11 protein-coding genes are annotated in these 17498 nt (G+C 42.3%); 9 read left to right on the forward strand and 2 right to left on the reverse strand.

Going from position 1 to position 17498, the window contains the following annotated elements; all coding sequences use genetic code 11:
- Positions 1-66 precede the first annotated feature (66 nt).
- The 4 genes from ACYVIL_RS03980 to ACYVIL_RS03995 all read left to right on the forward strand — a co-directional run bounded on the left by ACYVIL_RS03980 (position 67) and on the right by ACYVIL_RS03995 (position 6837).
- Positions 67-1698: an NAD(P)/FAD-dependent oxidoreductase gene (locus tag ACYVIL_RS03980; RefSeq protein ID WP_460311635.1), complete on the forward strand. Its 1632-nt coding sequence runs from the start codon at positions 67-69 to the stop codon at positions 1696-1698.
- Between the two features lie 39 nt (positions 1699-1737).
- A complete protein-coding gene (locus ACYVIL_RS03985) occupies positions 1738-2970 on the forward strand; it encodes a TMEM143 family protein (RefSeq protein WP_460311694.1) in 1233 nt (410 codons plus the stop codon).
- 384 nt (positions 2971-3354) lie between these two features.
- Positions 3355-5154 carry an acyl-CoA dehydrogenase C-terminal domain-containing protein gene (locus ACYVIL_RS03990; protein ID WP_460311636.1) on the forward strand — a complete coding sequence of 600 codons (1800 nt, stop codon included), beginning with the start codon at positions 3355-3357 and terminating at the stop codon, positions 5152-5154.
- Between the two features lie 102 nt (positions 5155-5256).
- Positions 5257-6837 carry a long-chain-fatty-acid--CoA ligase gene (locus ACYVIL_RS03995; protein WP_460311638.1) on the forward strand — a complete coding sequence of 527 codons (1581 nt, stop codon included), beginning with the start codon at positions 5257-5259 and terminating at the stop codon, positions 6835-6837.
- Positions 6838-6851: 14 nt separating this feature from the next.
- Here ACYVIL_RS03995 and ACYVIL_RS04000 read toward each other — a convergent pair whose 3' ends face one another.
- On the reverse strand, positions 6852-7793 hold the full coding sequence (locus ACYVIL_RS04000) for a winged helix-turn-helix transcriptional regulator (protein ID WP_460311639.1): 942 nt from the start codon (positions 7791-7793) through the stop codon (positions 6852-6854).
- A gap of 302 nt (positions 7794-8095) precedes the next feature.
- Here ACYVIL_RS04000 and ACYVIL_RS04005 point away from each other — a divergent pair, with 302 nt between their 5' ends.
- The 5 genes from ACYVIL_RS04005 to ACYVIL_RS04025 all read left to right on the forward strand — a co-directional run bounded on the left by ACYVIL_RS04005 (position 8096) and on the right by ACYVIL_RS04025 (position 16294).
- Complete coding sequence (locus ACYVIL_RS04005) at positions 8096-10447, forward strand: TonB-dependent receptor (RefSeq protein ID WP_460311640.1); 2352 nt, start codon at positions 8096-8098, stop codon at positions 10445-10447.
- A 106-nt stretch (positions 10448-10553) separates the two neighbouring features.
- Complete coding sequence (locus ACYVIL_RS04010) at positions 10554-12212, forward strand: class I adenylate-forming enzyme family protein (RefSeq protein WP_460311641.1); 1659 nt, start codon at positions 10554-10556, stop codon at positions 12210-12212.
- 50 nt (positions 12213-12262) lie between these two features.
- Positions 12263-13750 carry a carotenoid oxygenase family protein gene (locus ACYVIL_RS04015; protein WP_460311642.1) on the forward strand — a complete coding sequence of 496 codons (1488 nt, stop codon included), beginning with the start codon at positions 12263-12265 and terminating at the stop codon, positions 13748-13750.
- Positions 13751-13777: 27 nt separating this feature from the next.
- The gene (locus ACYVIL_RS04020; RefSeq protein ID WP_303474849.1) at positions 13778-15019 is read left to right on the forward strand and encodes an acetyl-CoA acetyltransferase; all 1242 of its coding nucleotides are present in this window, start codon (positions 13778-13780) and stop codon (positions 15017-15019) included.
- 288 nt (positions 15020-15307) lie between these two features.
- Positions 15308-16294 carry a winged helix-turn-helix transcriptional regulator gene (locus tag ACYVIL_RS04025; protein ID WP_460311643.1) on the forward strand — a complete coding sequence of 329 codons (987 nt, stop codon included), beginning with the start codon at positions 15308-15310 and terminating at the stop codon, positions 16292-16294.
- Between the two features lie 13 nt (positions 16295-16307).
- Here ACYVIL_RS04025 and ACYVIL_RS04030 read toward each other — a convergent pair whose 3' ends face one another.
- Positions 16308-17492 carry a CaiB/BaiF CoA transferase family protein gene (locus ACYVIL_RS04030; RefSeq protein ID WP_460311644.1) on the reverse strand — a complete coding sequence of 395 codons (1185 nt, stop codon included), beginning with the start codon at positions 17490-17492 and terminating at the stop codon, positions 16308-16310.
- Between the last annotated feature and the right edge of the window lie 6 nt (positions 17493-17498).

The raw sequence follows: 17498 nt of genomic DNA on the forward strand, positions 1-17498 counted from the left end.
AGACTAGCTGATTTAAAATATCGCGCCCTGACAGAAAGGCTGTCCGGCGTTTAAAGAGTGTGTATTATGTTACGTTTAACGGATATTAAATTACCCCTAAATCATCAAGAAGAGGCGATTGAGCAAGCAATTCTCAGCAAACTCAAGATCACCCCAAGCCAGTTAATATCCTTTAATATGTTTAAACGAGGCTATGATGCGCGCAATAACAGAGACATTCAGCTCATCTATACCCTTGATGTGGAAGTCAAAAACCAATCTGAACTGCTTGAACAGTTTGAGCAAGATCCACAAGTGCGTATCACTCCCGACATGCAATATAAGTTTGTCACTCAGGCACCTGATAATTTAGCTGAGCGCCCAGTCGTTGTTGGACTAGGACCTTGTGGTTTATTTGCAGCATTAATTTTAGCCCAGATGGGGTTTAAGCCGATAATTCTGGAACGGGGGAAAGAAGTGCGAGAGCGGACCAAAGATACCTTTGGTTTCTGGCGTAAAAAACCACTTAATCCAGAATCAAATGTGCAATTTGGAGAAGGTGGAGCGGGTACTTTTTCCGATGGCAAACTCTACAGTCAAGTAAAAGACCGCAAACATTACGGTCGAAAAGTGCTACATGAATTTGTCGCCGCGGGCGCACCTGAAGAAATCATGTATGTCAGTAAACCCCATATTGGCACCTTTAAATTGGTCAATATGGTTGAAAAAATGCGTGAAAAAATAATTTCTTTAGGCGGTGAATTTCGCTTTAGTACAAGAGTAGAAAAACTCGATTTAGCCCCACAAAGTGAAGGTTATAAATTGAAAGGTTTACACTTAGCTGGAGGGGATTATCTTAGCTGTAAACACGTAGTATTAGCCGTTGGCCATAGTGCAAGAGACACCTTCACCGCACTGTATGAACAGGGTGTGCATATTGAAGCCAAGCCATTTTCAGTAGGTTTTCGAATCGAACACGAACAAAGCATGATCGACAAATGTCGATTCGGTGATAATGCCGGCAACCCTATTTTAGGTGCGGCAGACTACAAATTAGTACATCACTGTAAAAATGGTCGTACTGTGTATAGTTTTTGTATGTGTCCAGGTGGCACTGTTGTGGCTGCTGCGTCTGAGCCAGGAAGAGTCGTCACTAATGGAATGAGTCAATACTCCCGACATGAACGCAACGCCAACAGCGCCATAGTAGTTGGCATTACCCCTGAACAGGATTATCCCGACCACCCATTGGCAGGTATTGAATTACAACGTAGTTTAGAGGATATGGCTTTTGCAGTAGGCGGTGAAAATTATCATGCGCCGGCACAATTAATTGGTGACTTTTTGGCAGGAAATGCCAGTGCAGAATTAGGCGATGTTAAACCTTCATATACGCCAGGCATTACGTTGACGGATTTATCCAAAGTGGTACCAGACTTTGTTACCGAATCCATTCGCGAAGCAATTCCAGCGTTTAATCGTCAAATCAAAGGATTTGCTAAAGCGGATGGTTTACTCACTGGCGTCGAAACTCGCACCTCATCACCTATTTGTATTAAACGCGACAAAGATTATCAAAGCGTTAACGTAGCAGGTTTATACCCTGCAGGCGAAGGTGCAGGTTACGCTGGAGGCATTTGGTCTGCTGGCATAGATGGTATCCGTGTAGCCGAAGCTCTGGCATTAGCCATGGTTACCGGTGATGCGAAACCAGAATAAGCACAATTAACAGGCCATTACCCTTTTATGCAGCAAAGTATTAAAAAAGATCGGTTCATCCCGTTAAGAAAAGCGGATCTTATCAACGCCTGTTTGCAACAAGGCCAACTCAATGAACAAGATAAAAATGCATTCATAGATTTGTGCCACATACTGGTGAGCACTTTGCATTTTGAATATCATCAAACCCTTGAAATATTAAAAGATAGCTACGCGCCCTTTGATCCTAACTCTGACACCCTGCCCGTCCATTCAACCACTAAACAATCCTTAGATAACAAACAACAGGTTTTTGCGCAAACGTTTGCACAGGTATTAAATGCGGCGAACTTTGAAAAAGTGACCGAACAAGATTTGCAAGAGGCTTTACATGAAGCGTCTTTATTTAAAGTTAGACTGGAAGTGGAATTTGAAGACTTCGCAGAAGTGGTGTTCTATCGTCGAGGGGAATACCAAAAAACGGAAACCTTGAGCAAATTTTGGGGCTTGAAGAAACAACAAGTCAGCTTCACCAATTATGACAAAGTGGCCGTTTATATAAAGTTTAAAAATGCTGACTACTTTGTCTCAAAGAAAATGAAATCCCTGAATTTTGAACCGAATTCTACCATCATAAAGTTATTCCAAAATGTCCCAAAAGCCGATTTAGAAATGCTCTTCCCAAACAGCGAAGTGCGAATGCGCACCTTAGATAAAGCCATTATTGGCGGCTCTGCATTAGTCGGTGGAACCGTGGTATTGGTAACAAAATTAGGGGCGTCATTGTTACTAATGGCAGGATTGATCAGTTATTGGATTGGTTTATCAGATAAAGCCGTCACCATTGGCACACAAGAACTTGTCGCCCTTTGCGCGGGTGCAGGCGTGATTGGAGGCTTTATCTTTAAAGAATGGAGTAAATTCAAGAATCGCAAATTAAAATTTATGAAAGCACTGGCAGATAACCTGTATTTTAAAAACCTCGACAACAACGCCGGAGTATTTCATCACTTAATTGATGCAGCTGAAGAGGAAGAATGTAAAGAAGCCATACTCGCCTACTACTTTTTACTGATAAATACACAAGCGATCAGCAGCGAGCAATTAGATCAGCAAATTGAACATTGGTTTGCTCAGCAATTCGACTTTGAAATTGATTTCGAGATAGAGGATGCGCTAAATAAGTTGCATCGCTTTGGTCTTATTGAAAAATATAACAACCTATATAGGGCCGTTTCTCTCAATCAAGCCCACAGCCAACTCGATAAACAGTGGGATAGTATCTTCAACTAGCCAGTAAAGTAAGGCTATTCTGAATTAGCCTTACCGTCCCCTATTTGAACCAGTTTAACCTGTTCAAAATACAATAATAATTCTATTTATCAATAAATTAAACCTCAAAAAATATAGAGTCATGGCTCGTTATACAGCTTATCAAGACTTGCTTTTATTGCCACTAAAACCTCACAAAGTTAATATCAAGTAAATAAATTTAAACTTATTTAACATAGTTACTTGCTTTAATAGACTCATCAAATTAACATTACTTGCATTAAAGAACTTAGTGGTTATTGTGGCCATCTGTTGTTCCGATATGTTTTTCGAATAGAAAGTAAGCCAGCTTCAACTTGTTTAAGGTTAAGCCTGATATAAATTAAAAATTCTGGAGTAATCTCAATGCCATCTTATAAAGCTCCTCTTCGTGATATCCAGTTCGTTACAAACGACCTACTTAAGTTCACTGAGCATTATCAAAATTTGAATAAAGATGTGGGGTTAGATCAGTCTATGCAGTGGGCTATCATTGAAGAAGCTGCAAAGTTTTCTGAACAGGTCATATCGCCATTGAATGCCGTTGCGGATCAGCACGGTTGTCAGTGGAGTGCCGATGGGGTCACTACCCCACCAGGTTTCAAAGCAGCTTATCAACAATATTGTGAAGGGGGATGGCCATCGTTAGCAATGCCTGAAGAATATGGTGGTCAAGGTTTACCAGAATCTATGAATGTCATTGTCAGTGAACTTGTGTGTAGCGCTAGTGTTGCTTGGTCGGGTTACCCTGGTTTACGTGAAGGAGCAATAAAAACGCTAGTCAGTTATGGCACCGAAGAACTTAAAAACACTTTTCTCCCCAACTTAGTTAGCGGCAAGTGGACTGGCACCATGTGTTTAACGGAATCCCATTGCGGTACTGATTTAGGTCAATTAAAAACCAAAGCCACACCCGTAGCTAATGATGAATATATCCTCAGCGGAACAAAAATCTTCATTTCCTGTGGGGAGCACGACATGGCAGAAAACATTGTGCATATTGTGCTGGCCCGATTACCCGGTGCCCCTGAAGGTACGTCGGGGATCTCACTGTTTGTGGTACCAAAGTTTTTAGTCACTGAAGAAGGTAAAATAGGCGCGAGAAACAAGGTTGGCTGTGGTTCCATCGAACATAAAATGGGAGTACATGGGTTTGTTACCTGTGTAATGAACTTTGATGGCGCTAAAGGTTATTTAATTGGCCAGCCCAACAAAGGCCTTGAAGCCATGTTTACCTTTATGAATTCAGCTCGGTTAACAACAGCCTTACAAGGATTAGTCCATTCTGAAGTGGCCTATCAAGGTGCTGTTCCCTACGCTAAAGAACGATTAGCTATGCGCTCTTTAAGTGGTGTAAAGAATCCTGAGGGGCCTGCGGATCCTATTATTGTGCATCCAGATGTTCGTCGCATGTTACTCACCATCAAGTCTTTGGCTGAAGGCTTTAGAGCCTTTGCATATTATGTTGCTCAGCAACTCGATATCGCTGAGCTAGGGCAATCAGAACAACAACGACATCATGCCAAACAACTATTAGCGCTGCTCACGCCAATCTGCAAAGGATTTATGACAGAGTTAGGCTGTGAGGCAGCCCATCACGGCGTGCAAGTATTTGGTGGCCATGGCTACATTAGAGAATGGGGCATGGAGCAAAATCAGCGTGATAGTCGCATATCTACCTTATATGAGGGTACCACTGGTATTCAGGCCCTTGATTTGATTGGCAGAAAAGTGATGGGCTCTAAAGGCAGCTTATTAACCAACTTTACCGATATCGTATTAGAGTTTTGTGAATCCCACCAATCAACTGAAAATATGCTGGAGTTTATCGGGCCACTTAAGCAATCAACCCATGATTGGTTAGAATTAGCCAATACAATAGGCAAATCTGCTGGTGCAGATGCTGATGAATTGGGTGCCGCATCAGTGGATTTTCTAATGTTTTCTGGGTACACCGTTTTAGCCTATTTCTGGGCAAGAATGGCCTTAGTGGCATTCGACAAACAAAAACAGGCAGCTCAGACACATGATCGCGATTTTTATAACAGTAAAATCAACACTGCACGTTTTTATTTTCAACGAATACTTCCCCGCACTGCCACTTTAAAATTAACCATACAATCTGGTGCGCAAAATCTAATGGCAATGGATACTGAGCAGTTTTAATCACCCGCTAACATATACAAGTATCCATTGATGCTAGCAGGCTGATGGATCACTTCCAGTGTTATTGAAAACCAATTTTAAGATAAGCTTTTTGAGATAAACATGAATTTAAACAATCAAGTAACAACTGAATTAGAAAACGTCACGTTACAATCTGTGTTTAATCAAGGTTGCAAGCAATTTAGTCAACATACTGCCTTTCGTTGTGGCACACAAAGCCTGAGTTATTTAGCCCTTGACCAAGATTCAAGAAATTTTGCAGCTTACATACAAAACTATACGGATTTGCAACCTGGCGATAGAATTGCTTTGCAATTACCGAATTGTCTAGCCTACCCCATAGTTGCTTGGGGAGCACTGCGGGCGGGCTTAATTCTGGTTAATATTAATCCTTTATACACTGCAAACGAACTTCGCCACATCTATCAGGACTCGGGAGCAAAAGCGCTATTCGTTTTAAGCTCTTCAATAGAATTGGTCACTAACTTGGTGAATGAATCTGACATATCAGCACTTTTTTTCTTGCAAAATCAGCCTACAACCTTAGAAAATTTACATGTCGATTGTTGTGAATACGCGGAACTATTATCCCTTGGTAGTCAATCTCAATTCCATCCGGTACCAGCTAAAACTGATGACACCGCACTATTGCAATACACCGGAGGAACTACAGGGCTATCTAAAGCGGCTGTTTTAACCCATGAAAACTTAGTCAGCGCCGCCCACAGCTTTTGGCATACTACAGCGGTGTTTGAAGCGGGTAATGAGGTATTTGCCGCACCTTTACCTCTTTACCATGTGTACGCATTTGTAGGCCACATTATGGTTGGAGTTATTTATGGTGTTACCAGTATCTTAATTACTAACCCACGAGATCTGCCCGCCCTATACAACGCCTTAAAAGACACAAAGTTCAGTCTTTTTGTAGGTATCAATACCCTATTTAATATGTTGTGCCACGATCCACAATTTAGGACCCTTGACTTCTCAGGCTTAAAATTCACTTTATCAGGGGGAATGGCTCTGGATCAAAGTGTTGCCTTGTGCTGGGAAGCGCTCACCCAATGCCAAATTAACGAAGGTTACGGATTAACAGAATCCTCTGCAGGGGTGATTATTAATCGCGGACAACAGGACTATCGTTTAGGCTCAGTGGGTAAGCCAATGCAAGGGGTTAAGATAAAAATTGTTGGTGATAACAATCAAGTTGTCGGCCCTGGAGGCAAAGGCGAACTCTTTGTTAAAGGGAAGCAAATTATGAAGGAGTATTGGCACAACCCAGAAGCAACCAAGGCCAGTTTACAAGATGGTTGGCTAGCCACTGGTGATATAGCGACTATGGATGAAGACGGCTTTGTATATATTGTGGATCGAATCAAGGACATGATCCTTGTTTCGGGTTTTAACGTTTACCCTGCGGAGATCGAACAAGTTGTAAACCGCTTAGACGACGTTCAAGAATCTGCGGCTATTGCCATCACATCCAAAGACACGGGTGAGGCAGTGCAATTATTTGTAGTTCGTAAACAAAATAGCCTGACTGAAAGAGACATAATAGAACATTGTCGCAGTAATTTAGCCGCCTATAAAATTCCCAAAATAATTAAATTTATTGATGAGCTACCTAAATCCCCTGTAGGCAAAATTTTAAAACGGGAATTAACCTCGCAAAATAAAATATGAACTGTCGTTCAACCTTATTCCTGAGTACTAAAGCCTACCTGTTCAGGCAAGGGCGGAGTTAAACAAGTGGCGCAAATAACGTCAACATCTAGATCATAACCACAGGCATTGTGTATGAGTTTAAATGGGCGTTCCATCGCTGGAAAATAATCTAACATCCACTGACGTAGCGCTAAAATTAAACCATATAGCGAAGTCCCCTTTTCGGTTAGTGTATATTCATATCGAGGGGGGGTTTGTTGGTATAGATTTCGCGACAATACTTCTAAGTCCACCATGAGTTTCAATCGATCCGCTAAAATATTGGTGGCAATACCTAAATTTTGCTGGATATCATCATAACGACTCAGTCCTAAGAAGACACAAGCAACCACTAGGCTACTCCAACGATCGCCAATGATTTCAATAATATGGCCTAACCGGTGATCGGCATCAGAGACAGTGCTTCCTCTGGAACGCCGCTGTGTATTCATGTTATCAGCAACATTTCCTGTATAAACAATATCGATGGATTTGTCTTGTACTCGCTTCACATCTTGAAAATGCACTTCTACACGACAATGTCGGCACACACATATTGGTTTGAGTTCATGTTGAGCCTGGATATTATGCTGTAAAACAGAAGGTAATTTCGTTCCCGAGTGGTTCACCCAGTGCGTCTCCCATTCCCAAACCATTAATGCCCAAGGGTAAAGACCAAGTCCTCGGGGCGTGAGTTTGTATTCAAAACGAGGAGGAGTTTGAGTATAAGGTACTTTATATAAAATCTCATTCTCAATCAAAAACTCCAAACGATTGGTTAAAGTCCCACGGGCTATTTTACTAAATTCTCTAAACTCACTGAATCTATGGCGGCCTAAAAAAGCATCCCGCAAGATCAAGATAGTCCAGCGATCACCGACAATTTTAAGTGCCCGAGCAACTGGGTTTGTTATTATTTGACTTTCAATATTCATCTACAAACCTTATCTCATCCTATGCCTAAAACCTAGTAAATTAACCTAAATAATGTTCAATTCCACCTCAATACAAGCACTGATTAGTACGTAACTTTCATTATAAGTCTTATATATTAAACAATCAGTTAAAATAAAATACCAACAATAATTACATTATAGAAACCTATTTAAACATTTTTTTAACAAAAAGACTTGCATTAATGAACCTACGAGTATATTGTCATATCACTTGCGTTATTAGACTAACGTTTTATTGAGTTTAAACGCATATTTTGGTTCGAAGCATTTAGGAGCAGACGATGCAGATTAATTATAAAAAGACGCGTGTAGCCATTTATATTTCAGCTTTAATGATGGGATACAGTGTTAACGCAATAGCGCAAGAAACCAATGGGAAAGATGCAGAGTTATCCCTTGAAGTTATCGAGGTCACCGCTCAAAAACGTTCGCAAGGATTACAAGATGTACCTATTTCAATTAGTGCCATTTCTGGGGATTTGTTGAAAAGCAATAACATTAACAGTCTAACGGATATGTCGAGCTCTGTTCCTAATCTCAATATCACAAAATCCGGTATTACTAACCAAATCGGTATTCGTGGTATTTCATCAGGCGGAAATAAAGGGTTTGAACAATCTGTAGCTATGTACGTTGATGAAGTCTATTACGGCCGAGATCAGTTGATTCAATTACCTCTAGTGGATTTGGAGCGCGTTGAAATACTCCGTGGACCTCAACCCATTCTCTTTGGTAAAAACGCTATTGCTGGCGCAATTAGTCTTTCTTCGGCTCGACCAACTGATGATTTTGAAGCGTCTATTTCAACCTTATATGAATTCGAACAAGAAGAATTTAAAACCGTAGGTATTATTTCTGGCCCCCTAACAGACAATCTGAAAGGGCGTTTTGTTGCGTCATACCGAGAGATGGATGGCTGGATTGAAAATGTAACCTTAGATCGCACCGAACCCAATACAGAACAATTGTATTTAAGAGGCATGCTTGAGTGGGATTACGATGACTTAACGATTTTACTTAAGGCAGAAACATCTAACTTCGACACGGCCGGCAGAGCAATTGAAAACCATTCGGCCATTGGTTCATATTCTACCATTTTCAGTGGCGCGCTTTATGTAGAAACCGATGAAGATTACAAATCCCAAAACAACGGGCAAGAAAGTAATAATACGGTTGATACTCTGATGTTAAACGTCGCCTACGATATCAATGATTTTACAATTACCTCAACCACTGCATATCTAAAGTATGACACTGATGAACTCATTGATGTGGACTATACCGGACTAGATTTATTTAATGGTTCCACTCAAGGAGAGCGCTTTAAACAATGGAGCCAGGAGTTAAGAGTTGCCTCCCCCACCGATGGAAACCTCGATTATATAGCCGGTATTTATATTCAAGATAATGAGCTAATTACCTATGACAATGTGCTATTTGGTAGCACCTTTGCTGCAAATCCAGCTTATGTGCCTATTGTTGGTGGTAGTTGGGATAGAGACTTCTCCCAAGACTCTCAAGTCTTTTCCGCTTTTGCACAGCTTAACTGGCGGATCACAGAGCAACTCTCAGTCACTGCAGGAGCACGTTACAGCAAAGAAGAAAAAGACGCTCATCGCGTGCTGAATTTACCAGGCGAAAATACTAGTGGGATTCCTGCAGACGCATTATTTCCGGGCTCTCCCGCTTTTGGTCCCCAAGCGGGTTTCGAAGTCATGATGGGAGCCATAAAAATATATGCTCACGATCTTGAAGGTACACGCAATGAATCACAACTTGATCCATTACTTAATATTCAATACGAAGTTGATGATGATACGCTATTTTATGCCTCATATACCCAAGGTAGTAAAGGCGGTGGTTTTGATATTCGTTCCAATAGCTATCCTGACAATCCGGTCAATCCAGGTTCGTTTGAGTTTGAAGACGAACAGGCAACAAGTTATGAACTAGGTGGAAAATTTGGATTTGGTTATATAGAAATCAATGGCGCCGCTTTCTTCACCCATTATGAAGATCTGCAAGTGACCCAGTTTGATGGCACCGTCGGATTTAACGTGCAAAATGCCGCTGAAGCAGAAATTAAAGGCATCGAAATAGATGGTCGTTGGTTGCTATCAGAATCTTTGGTATTAACAGGTTCCTTGGCTTACCTAGATTTTGAATATCTGGATTTCGACGTTGCCCAATGTGCCCCGGATTTGGTGTTGCCAGATCAAGTGTTGAGCTCCTCCGTTGATGGCTTGTGTAACCTTACTGGTGAACGGGCTATCTACACCCCAGAGTTTTCAGGTAATTTAAGACTGCAATACCAACAAGACATCAGCGATTGGGCTTACATGACCTACAGCTTAAATATGGAGTACAGCGACGAATACAATGCCGGTGTCACTATCGATCCAAATACGATGCAAGACAGCTATACCCGTTGGGGACTTCGCATAGCATTGGCCGACTATGACGACAAATGGCAACTCGCGTTAATTGGCAGCAATATTACTGATGAACGCGTCATGACCCTGTCTAATTCATTGCCCTTTTCAACCACACTCACGGGTGGAACAGGGGTTGCCTATTATGGCATTTACGAGCGGCCTAGAAGTGTAGCGGTAGAGTTTACTTATAACTTCTAAGCACAGATTAATTACTCGAATACCGTCTTGTTAAGGCGGTATTCTAGTTGTTTTACTACAGTAAAAAAGACGTGCAAAAGATAGCGAATTCTGAAGGTAAATTAGAATGATTACTTCAACATTAGACAGAATAAAGCAGTACCACGACTCAGGAGAATGGGGAGAGGTGAAGCTCCATGAATTGTTTGACAAAACAGCCTCTGAGTATCCGCAACGCACAGCGTTAGTTGATCCCATTGATAAACCAAGCTTGACTGGCAATCAACCCCAACGCCTAAGTTACCAGGAGTTGTCACATAAAGTAGAACAGCTCACTGGCGCTTTTTTGCAATTGGGGTTAATCAAAGATGACATTGTGTTGGTACAAATGCCAAACGTGGTTGAGCTCATATATTGCTACTTAGCTGCTTCCAAGTTAGGGGTTATCCTCAGCCCAGTCCCCGTGCAGTATCAAGAAAGTGAACTGCGCACTATTTTGCAAATGTTACAACCCAAAGCCGTTATCACTACAGCAAGTTTTAAACAAACAGAATTGTTGGAAAAAATACATCGCAGCGTGGCGTTATCTGAGTTGAACAGCCCTCCCAAAATATTGAGTTGGGGAGAAGGCAAATCCGACGCTAACTTATATACGATAATGGACAAAGGGATAACCCCTGAGGAATACCAAGCTTATACCCGCCAATACCCAATCAGGGCCGATGATTTGATTACAATTTGTTGGACGTCTGGCACTGAAGGCGACCCCAAAGGCGTTCCCCGTAGTCATAACCAATGGTTAGCCATAGGTAAAGCCACCTATTTAGGCAATCAAATTGAAGATAACGAAACCTTGCTCAATCCCTTCCCGCTTATCAATATGGCCTCCATTGGCGGCATGTTTTTAAGCTGGTTATACAGTGGTGGCAAACTCGTTCTTCATCACCCGTTAAATTTACCCGTGTTCTTACAACAGATTGTCGATGAAAAGGTGAATTACACCTTGGCCCCTCCCACATTGCTCAACACTTTGTTGAAAGATGAAAAACTAAGAAGTGCCATCGACTTTTCGACAATTCGTGCTATTGGTTCCGGCTCTGCGCCTCTTGATGCGTGGATGGTAGACGGATACAAACAATTGTTTAACATAGAAATTGTCAACCATTTTGGTTCAAACGAAGGCATGAGCCTACTATGTGGTCCGAATGAAACTACGTCCCCTGAAAAGCGCGCCCGCCTGTTCCCGCGTAAAAGTGATTTACTTGAAACACGATTAGTGGATGTAAAAACAAACACTGAAATCACTCAAAATGACACCTCTGGAGAGCTACAAATAAGAGGCGCTGGCGTATTTGATGGTTATTTTAAAGCCCCACAAAAAACCGCGCAAAGTTTTACCTCAGACGGATTTTTTAAAACCGGTGATCTTTTTCAAATTTCAGCACAAGACCCTGACTTCTTTAAGTTTATAGGTCGTTGCAAAGATCTGATTATACGTGGCGGAATGAACATAGCACCGGCTGAACTGGATAACCTATTAAGTAGTCATGAGCACATATTAGATGTCGCTGTGGCTCCCTACCCTTGCGAAATGATGGGTGAACGAATCGCCGTATTTGTGGCGTTAAAACCACAGAAAAGTCTGACATTAGATGACTTAATTGGCTATTTAAAAGGGCAAAACATAGCCTCGTTTAAGCTTCCAGAAAAAATGCATTTGGTAGCTGAAATTCCTCGCAATGCCTTAGGCAAGGTGATGCGCCATAAGCTAACGGCATCACTGTGATAACAGAATGTATTCAATTCGCACCAGAAAACACATAAAAAGGATCTCCCATGAACTCAAAAATGATTAAAGAGTATGAGCAACAAGATACTCCTGAGTGGACCAAAGAAGAACAACATCTTCATAATGTGAACCCATATTTGCACGGTGCACTAGGTCCAACCTTATTTGAACATACAGTCGATAGTTTAGAGGTTTTAGAAGGTAAAGTGCCAGAGGATTTAACCGGCGTTTACGTCCGTAACGGAGCGAACCCTCGGTTTGCCAGCAAAGGCCCCCACCACTGGTTTGATGGTGATGGCATGTTGCATACCCTTTCCTTTAAAAATGGCAAAGCCAGTTATAAAAACCGTTGGATTAGAACCAAACACTTTAATATGGAAAGCGAAGCACAAAATGCATTATGGCCTGGCTACGCAATGCCAAGACCGGATCCAAACTCGCCACCAGGAAGTGGCAGTGACTTCTCAATCAAAGATGCGTCCAATACAGATGTGGTTTGGCACAATGGTGCCTTGTTAACCACGTTCTATCAAACAGGGATCCCATACAGAGTAAACCCTGTCACCTTGGAAACTGAAGGCCAAGAAACCTTTAACAGTAAATTGCCCAGGCAGATGTCTGCCCACTGCAAAGTAGATGACTCTACCGGTGAATTAATGTTCTTCGATTACAACATGGAAGAACCCTACATGACATACGGCGTAGTAGACAAGACAGGACAGCTAACCAATTACATAGAGATCCCTCTACCTGGCGCCCGGCTGCCCCACGACATGGCAATTACTGAAAACTACTCAATATTGATGGACTTACCTCTGCATTGGAACAAAGGTAGCCACGGATTACACTTTTTCAAAGACCGTCCAAGCCGGTTTGCGGTAGTACCCAGACATGGTACTACCGACGATATACAATGGTTTGATGCCAGTGCATGTTATATGTATCACACCGTTAATGCCTATGAAGAGAGCGGTAAAATCATTATGGATGGTTGTCGTCAACCGGATCCTATTACACCACGCAAACCTGGAGATGGCGTCATTGAAAGAATGGAATCCGCCGGCACCTGGAAAGACGTAAAACTGTACCGTTGGACGTTTGATTTAGCCACAGGTGAAACCACCGAAGAACAACTTGACGATACCAATGTTGAGTTTCCAATGATCAATGCAGATTGGAAGACTGGTAAAAAATATCGATATAGTTATTCCACCCTCATGCCTAGCGATTCGCTAATTAATTTTAGTGGTGTGTTTAAATTTGATCACCAAACTCGTGAAAAGCAAGTGTATGCCTTCCCCAACGGTACTTGTGGCTCTGAGACTCCATTTGCACCTGCCGATAATGCCATCAACGAAGATGATGGTTACCTCATCAGCTTTTTGACCTATGGGGATTCAGGTGAAAGTGAAGCTATTATTCTCGATGCTAGAAAAGTAGACGCTGGTCCGGTATGTCGCCTCAAAATACCCAGTCGCGTCCCTGTCGGATTCCACGCTTGTTGGGTTAACAGTGAAAAAGCTGTTGGTTTATAAAAATTATTAATCCCTGAAGAGAACAATATGAATGGACAAAACATTTACATTTTAGGCGGTAATCAGACTGATTTCAGTCGTAATTGGGCTAGGGAAAATAAGAGCATATACGATTTATTCGAGAGTTGTTTACAGCAAGGCTTGAAGGATTCTAAAGTACCTGCCGAGGATGTAGAGGTTGCCCACGTTGGCAACTTTGTATCTGACCTGTTTACCGGACAAGCCCAACTTAATGGTTTCTTCGCCCACGCAGTTCCTGAATTTGCGGACATTCCCACATCAAGACATGAAGCGGCCTGTGCCTCAGGCTCTATTGCCTTATTAAGTGCCATGCGTGATTTAGAAGCCGGGCACTATCAGCTTGCCTGTGTTTTAGGTATTGAACTGATGCGCAATGTTAACTCAGCAAAAGGCGCTGAGTATTTGGGCTCTGCTGCCTGGGTAGGTAAAGAAACTGAAGGTTGCAACTATGTTTGGCCGAAAATGTTTGCAGACTTACTCGAACACTATCAACATAGGTACGGCATTGATACGCGACATCTATCTAAAATTGCAGATATAAACTTTACCAATGCTAAACGCAACCCAAATTCACAAACCCGAAATTGGCAATTCTATGAACAAAGTTTTATGGACAACAATGAGTTTAATCCTGTTGTAGAAGGCCGCTTACGGAAACAGGATTGTGGCCAAATAACTGATGGTGCTGCAGTGGTATTTTTAGCCACTGAAAGTTACGCTGCTGAATATGCGAGAAAAAACCATATTCCCCTATCTTCAATACCCAAAATAAAAGGTTGGGGACATCGCAGTGCCCCTCTATTAATGAACCGCAAATTGGAATTGAGCGAACATGATGGATTAATATTCCCCCACGTTAAGCGCACCTTTGCAGATGCATTGTTGCGGGCTAACTTAGAAAGTGTGCATAACTTAGATTTACTGGAAGTTCACGACTGCTTCTCTATGACGGAATACATGCTAATTGATCATCTAGGTTTAACCGCCCCAGGTGAATCATGGAAGGCCGTTGAAAATGACATAATTACCTTTGATGGTGACTTACCAATTAATCCAAGTGGCGGACTCATTGGGCTTGGACACCCCGTGGGCGCAACAGGAGTCAGAATGATGCTGGATGCCTATAAGCAAACCACAGGGCAATGCGCAGATTACCAAATAGAAAACGCCAATAACGTGGGTATTTTTAACCTTGGCGGAAGTGCCACTACCTGTGCCGCGTTCATTGTCGGAACCGATGAGCACTAATGGGTTAAGCTAAACGGCAAGTTGATTAGCTCTCCCTCAGTTTGTAAAAATAATTTTATTTTTGATTTAGCGCAAACTATTCTTTTTTAACTTTTGTTATAAAACCATATGGAACTAACCTAATTTTAATCTATAGCAATGATAAATTTGAGCCATAATTGCACTGGCAAATGCTGTGTTTAAATTGCAATTTAAGCGCCAAATTAGGAGCTATTATTTATTCCTAGTAACTTTCATAATCACACCTATATAATTGGAGATATGATTTAGATTAGGGATCCGTCAGAAGTGACAATAGATAAGGAACCGACTCATTTGAATAGCCCATCTACCGACGTAAAACTCATTCAAACTTGCTCAATTTGGCGAGCACTTGAAATTATAGGTGATAGCCCGGTTTTGTTGATCATGGAAAGTTATTGGCTTGGCGCTAGACGATTCGACGAGTTCTGCCAACAAACTAAGCTGTTAAAACCCGTGGTGAGTAATCGACTCAAACGTCTAATCGACAAAGGTTGCATGGTCAAAGTCGCATACAGTGAAAGACCAAAACGTTACGAATATAAAGCCACTGAAAAATTCATCGACTTGTATCCCGTTGCCTTGGCAATGTTGCATTGGGAGCGTCAATGGGGGCAAAAATCCGGAAAACTGGAAATCGTCCTCACCCATAAATCCTGTGGCAATATAACCGAACCCTTCCCAGCCTGTGAGTCTTGCGGTACTGAAATTAGTCCTTTAGATGTGAGCTGGGAAACCGGCCCCGGTGCCGGAGAAATGGAAGCGAAATACAGTGCGAGGCGACGTAAAACCTCGAAGTCTGCAAGCAGCACAACCTTACTCGATGATAGTATTCAAATCATAGGTGATCGTTGGGGCATGTTGATATTTCGTTCACTATTTAGTGGCGTCAACCAGTTTCAAGGTATTCTGAAAGCCACCTATATTGCCACCAATATTCTGTCTAACCGTCTTTCAGAACTCTGTGAAGACGGGTTCCTAACCACCACTGAAGTTGCTGGTGATTCACGACGAATTCAATATAAATTGACTAAAAAAGGTATCAGTATCTATCCAATAATACTGACATTGATGCAGTGGGGAGACAAATGGTTACCCTCCCCTGAAGGGCCGCCACTGTTGCTTACCCACACAATATGCGGAGATCCTTTGAAACTCGAAATGATCTGTTCCTGCTGTAAAAAAGAGGTCTTTCCAACCGACACATCCTACGCACTGCAAATCAGTAACAGTCGGGGCAAACTCAGTAAATAGCTGAGAATTCCCCTCAAATGATCCCCTTTGTTTTCAATTCGTTAATCTGTTGAGAAGTGTAGCCAACCTGACTAAGCACTTCAGTGGTATGCTCTCCTAATGTAGGAGCCCGTGTAAATTTAGCAACTTTGGTTTTTGAATAACGAATAGGATGATCTGCAATAGGCGCTGGGATTTCTACTCCTGGATATTCGCAATACTGAAACATATTGGCTGCGACAATATGTTCGTTTTCTAGCACCTCACGGGGCGTTAGCATCTCGCCACAAGGTATACCAGCTTGGGCTAATTCAGTTAGCACTTCTTGGTTAGTACGCTGCTCACACCAATGTGACATTCGCTGACCGATAATTTCACCGTGATCACCTCGGGATTGGTCTGAATCAAATCTAGGATCATCTAACCATGCTTCCTCTCCCATTAACCTCGCCCAACGCTTGTAAATTCCTGCACCAACGACTTGTACGGTAATATGGCCATCTTTAGTACGATAGGTATCAGTTGGCGCATTATATTGGCCTCTGGTTCCACTGCCTTGTCGGCCTATGCCACCAATGGCTTCTTCCATTAATGGAGCATTGTTAAAGGTTAAAGCGGTTCCTAACAAAGTGCCTTCAACCATTTGACCTTCTCCCGTTTGCTGACGATGCATCAGCGCAGCTAATGTACCAAAAGCACTCAAAGATGCAGTGCCAAAATCATTGTAAGGAGCAAACGACTTGGCTGGTTCATCTTTACTGCCACTTAAATACATAGCCCCCGACATGGCTTGAGCTACGGTATCGAACCCCCCTCTGGAGGCATAAGGTCCAGTCGCCCCAAATGCAGAGCCCGTGGTCAAAATAATATCCTGTTTAATCTCTTTGAGTGTCTCGTAATCAAGACCCAGTTTCTTCAGTGCGGGATACGGCAAATTTGCTACCACGACATCAGCTGTTGCCACTAAACGACGCACTACTTCACGGCCTTCTACTGATGTGAGGTTTAAGGTAATTGCCCTTTTGTTGCGCCCAATCTGAGTATGATATGCGCCTTCACCTTGGTCACTAATTGGCACTGTATACCTGTCTTCACCACCGCTGGGTTTTTCTATACGGATCACATCGGCCCCTAAGTCGGCAAGCAAGGTGGCGCAAAAGGGGCCAGCAATATATCGACCAAAATCCAATACTCGGATCCCATTTAAAATCTTGCTCATAGGGCT

The organism is Aliiglaciecola aliphaticivorans (assembly GCF_054782055.1).

Excerpts from the sequence above, each read along its gene's own strand:
- ACYVIL_RS03980 (WP_460311635.1), top strand. The coding sequence starts at position 67 with ATGTTACGTTTAACGGATATTAAATTACCCCTAAATCATCAAGAAGAG.
- ACYVIL_RS03990 (WP_460311636.1), top strand. The coding sequence starts at position 3,355 with ATGCCATCTTATAAAGCTCCTCTTCGTGATATCCAGTTCGTTACAAAC.
- ACYVIL_RS03995 (WP_460311638.1), top strand. The coding sequence starts at position 5,257 with ATGAATTTAAACAATCAAGTAACAACTGAATTAGAAAACGTCACGTTA.
- ACYVIL_RS04000 (WP_460311639.1), bottom strand. The coding sequence starts at position 7,793 with ATGAATATTGAAAGTCAAATAATAACAAACCCAGTTGCTCGGGCACTT.
- ACYVIL_RS04005 (WP_460311640.1), top strand. The coding sequence starts at position 8,096 with ATGCAGATTAATTATAAAAAGACGCGTGTAGCCATTTATATTTCAGCT.
- ACYVIL_RS04010 (WP_460311641.1), top strand. The coding sequence starts at position 10,554 with ATGATTACTTCAACATTAGACAGAATAAAGCAGTACCACGACTCAGGA.
- ACYVIL_RS04015 (WP_460311642.1), top strand. The coding sequence starts at position 12,263 with ATGAACTCAAAAATGATTAAAGAGTATGAGCAACAAGATACTCCTGAG.
- ACYVIL_RS04020 (WP_303474849.1), top strand. The coding sequence starts at position 13,778 with ATGAATGGACAAAACATTTACATTTTAGGCGGTAATCAGACTGATTTC.
- ACYVIL_RS04030 (WP_460311644.1), bottom strand. The coding sequence starts at position 17,492 with ATGAGCAAGATTTTAAATGGGATCCGAGTATTGGATTTTGGTCGATAT.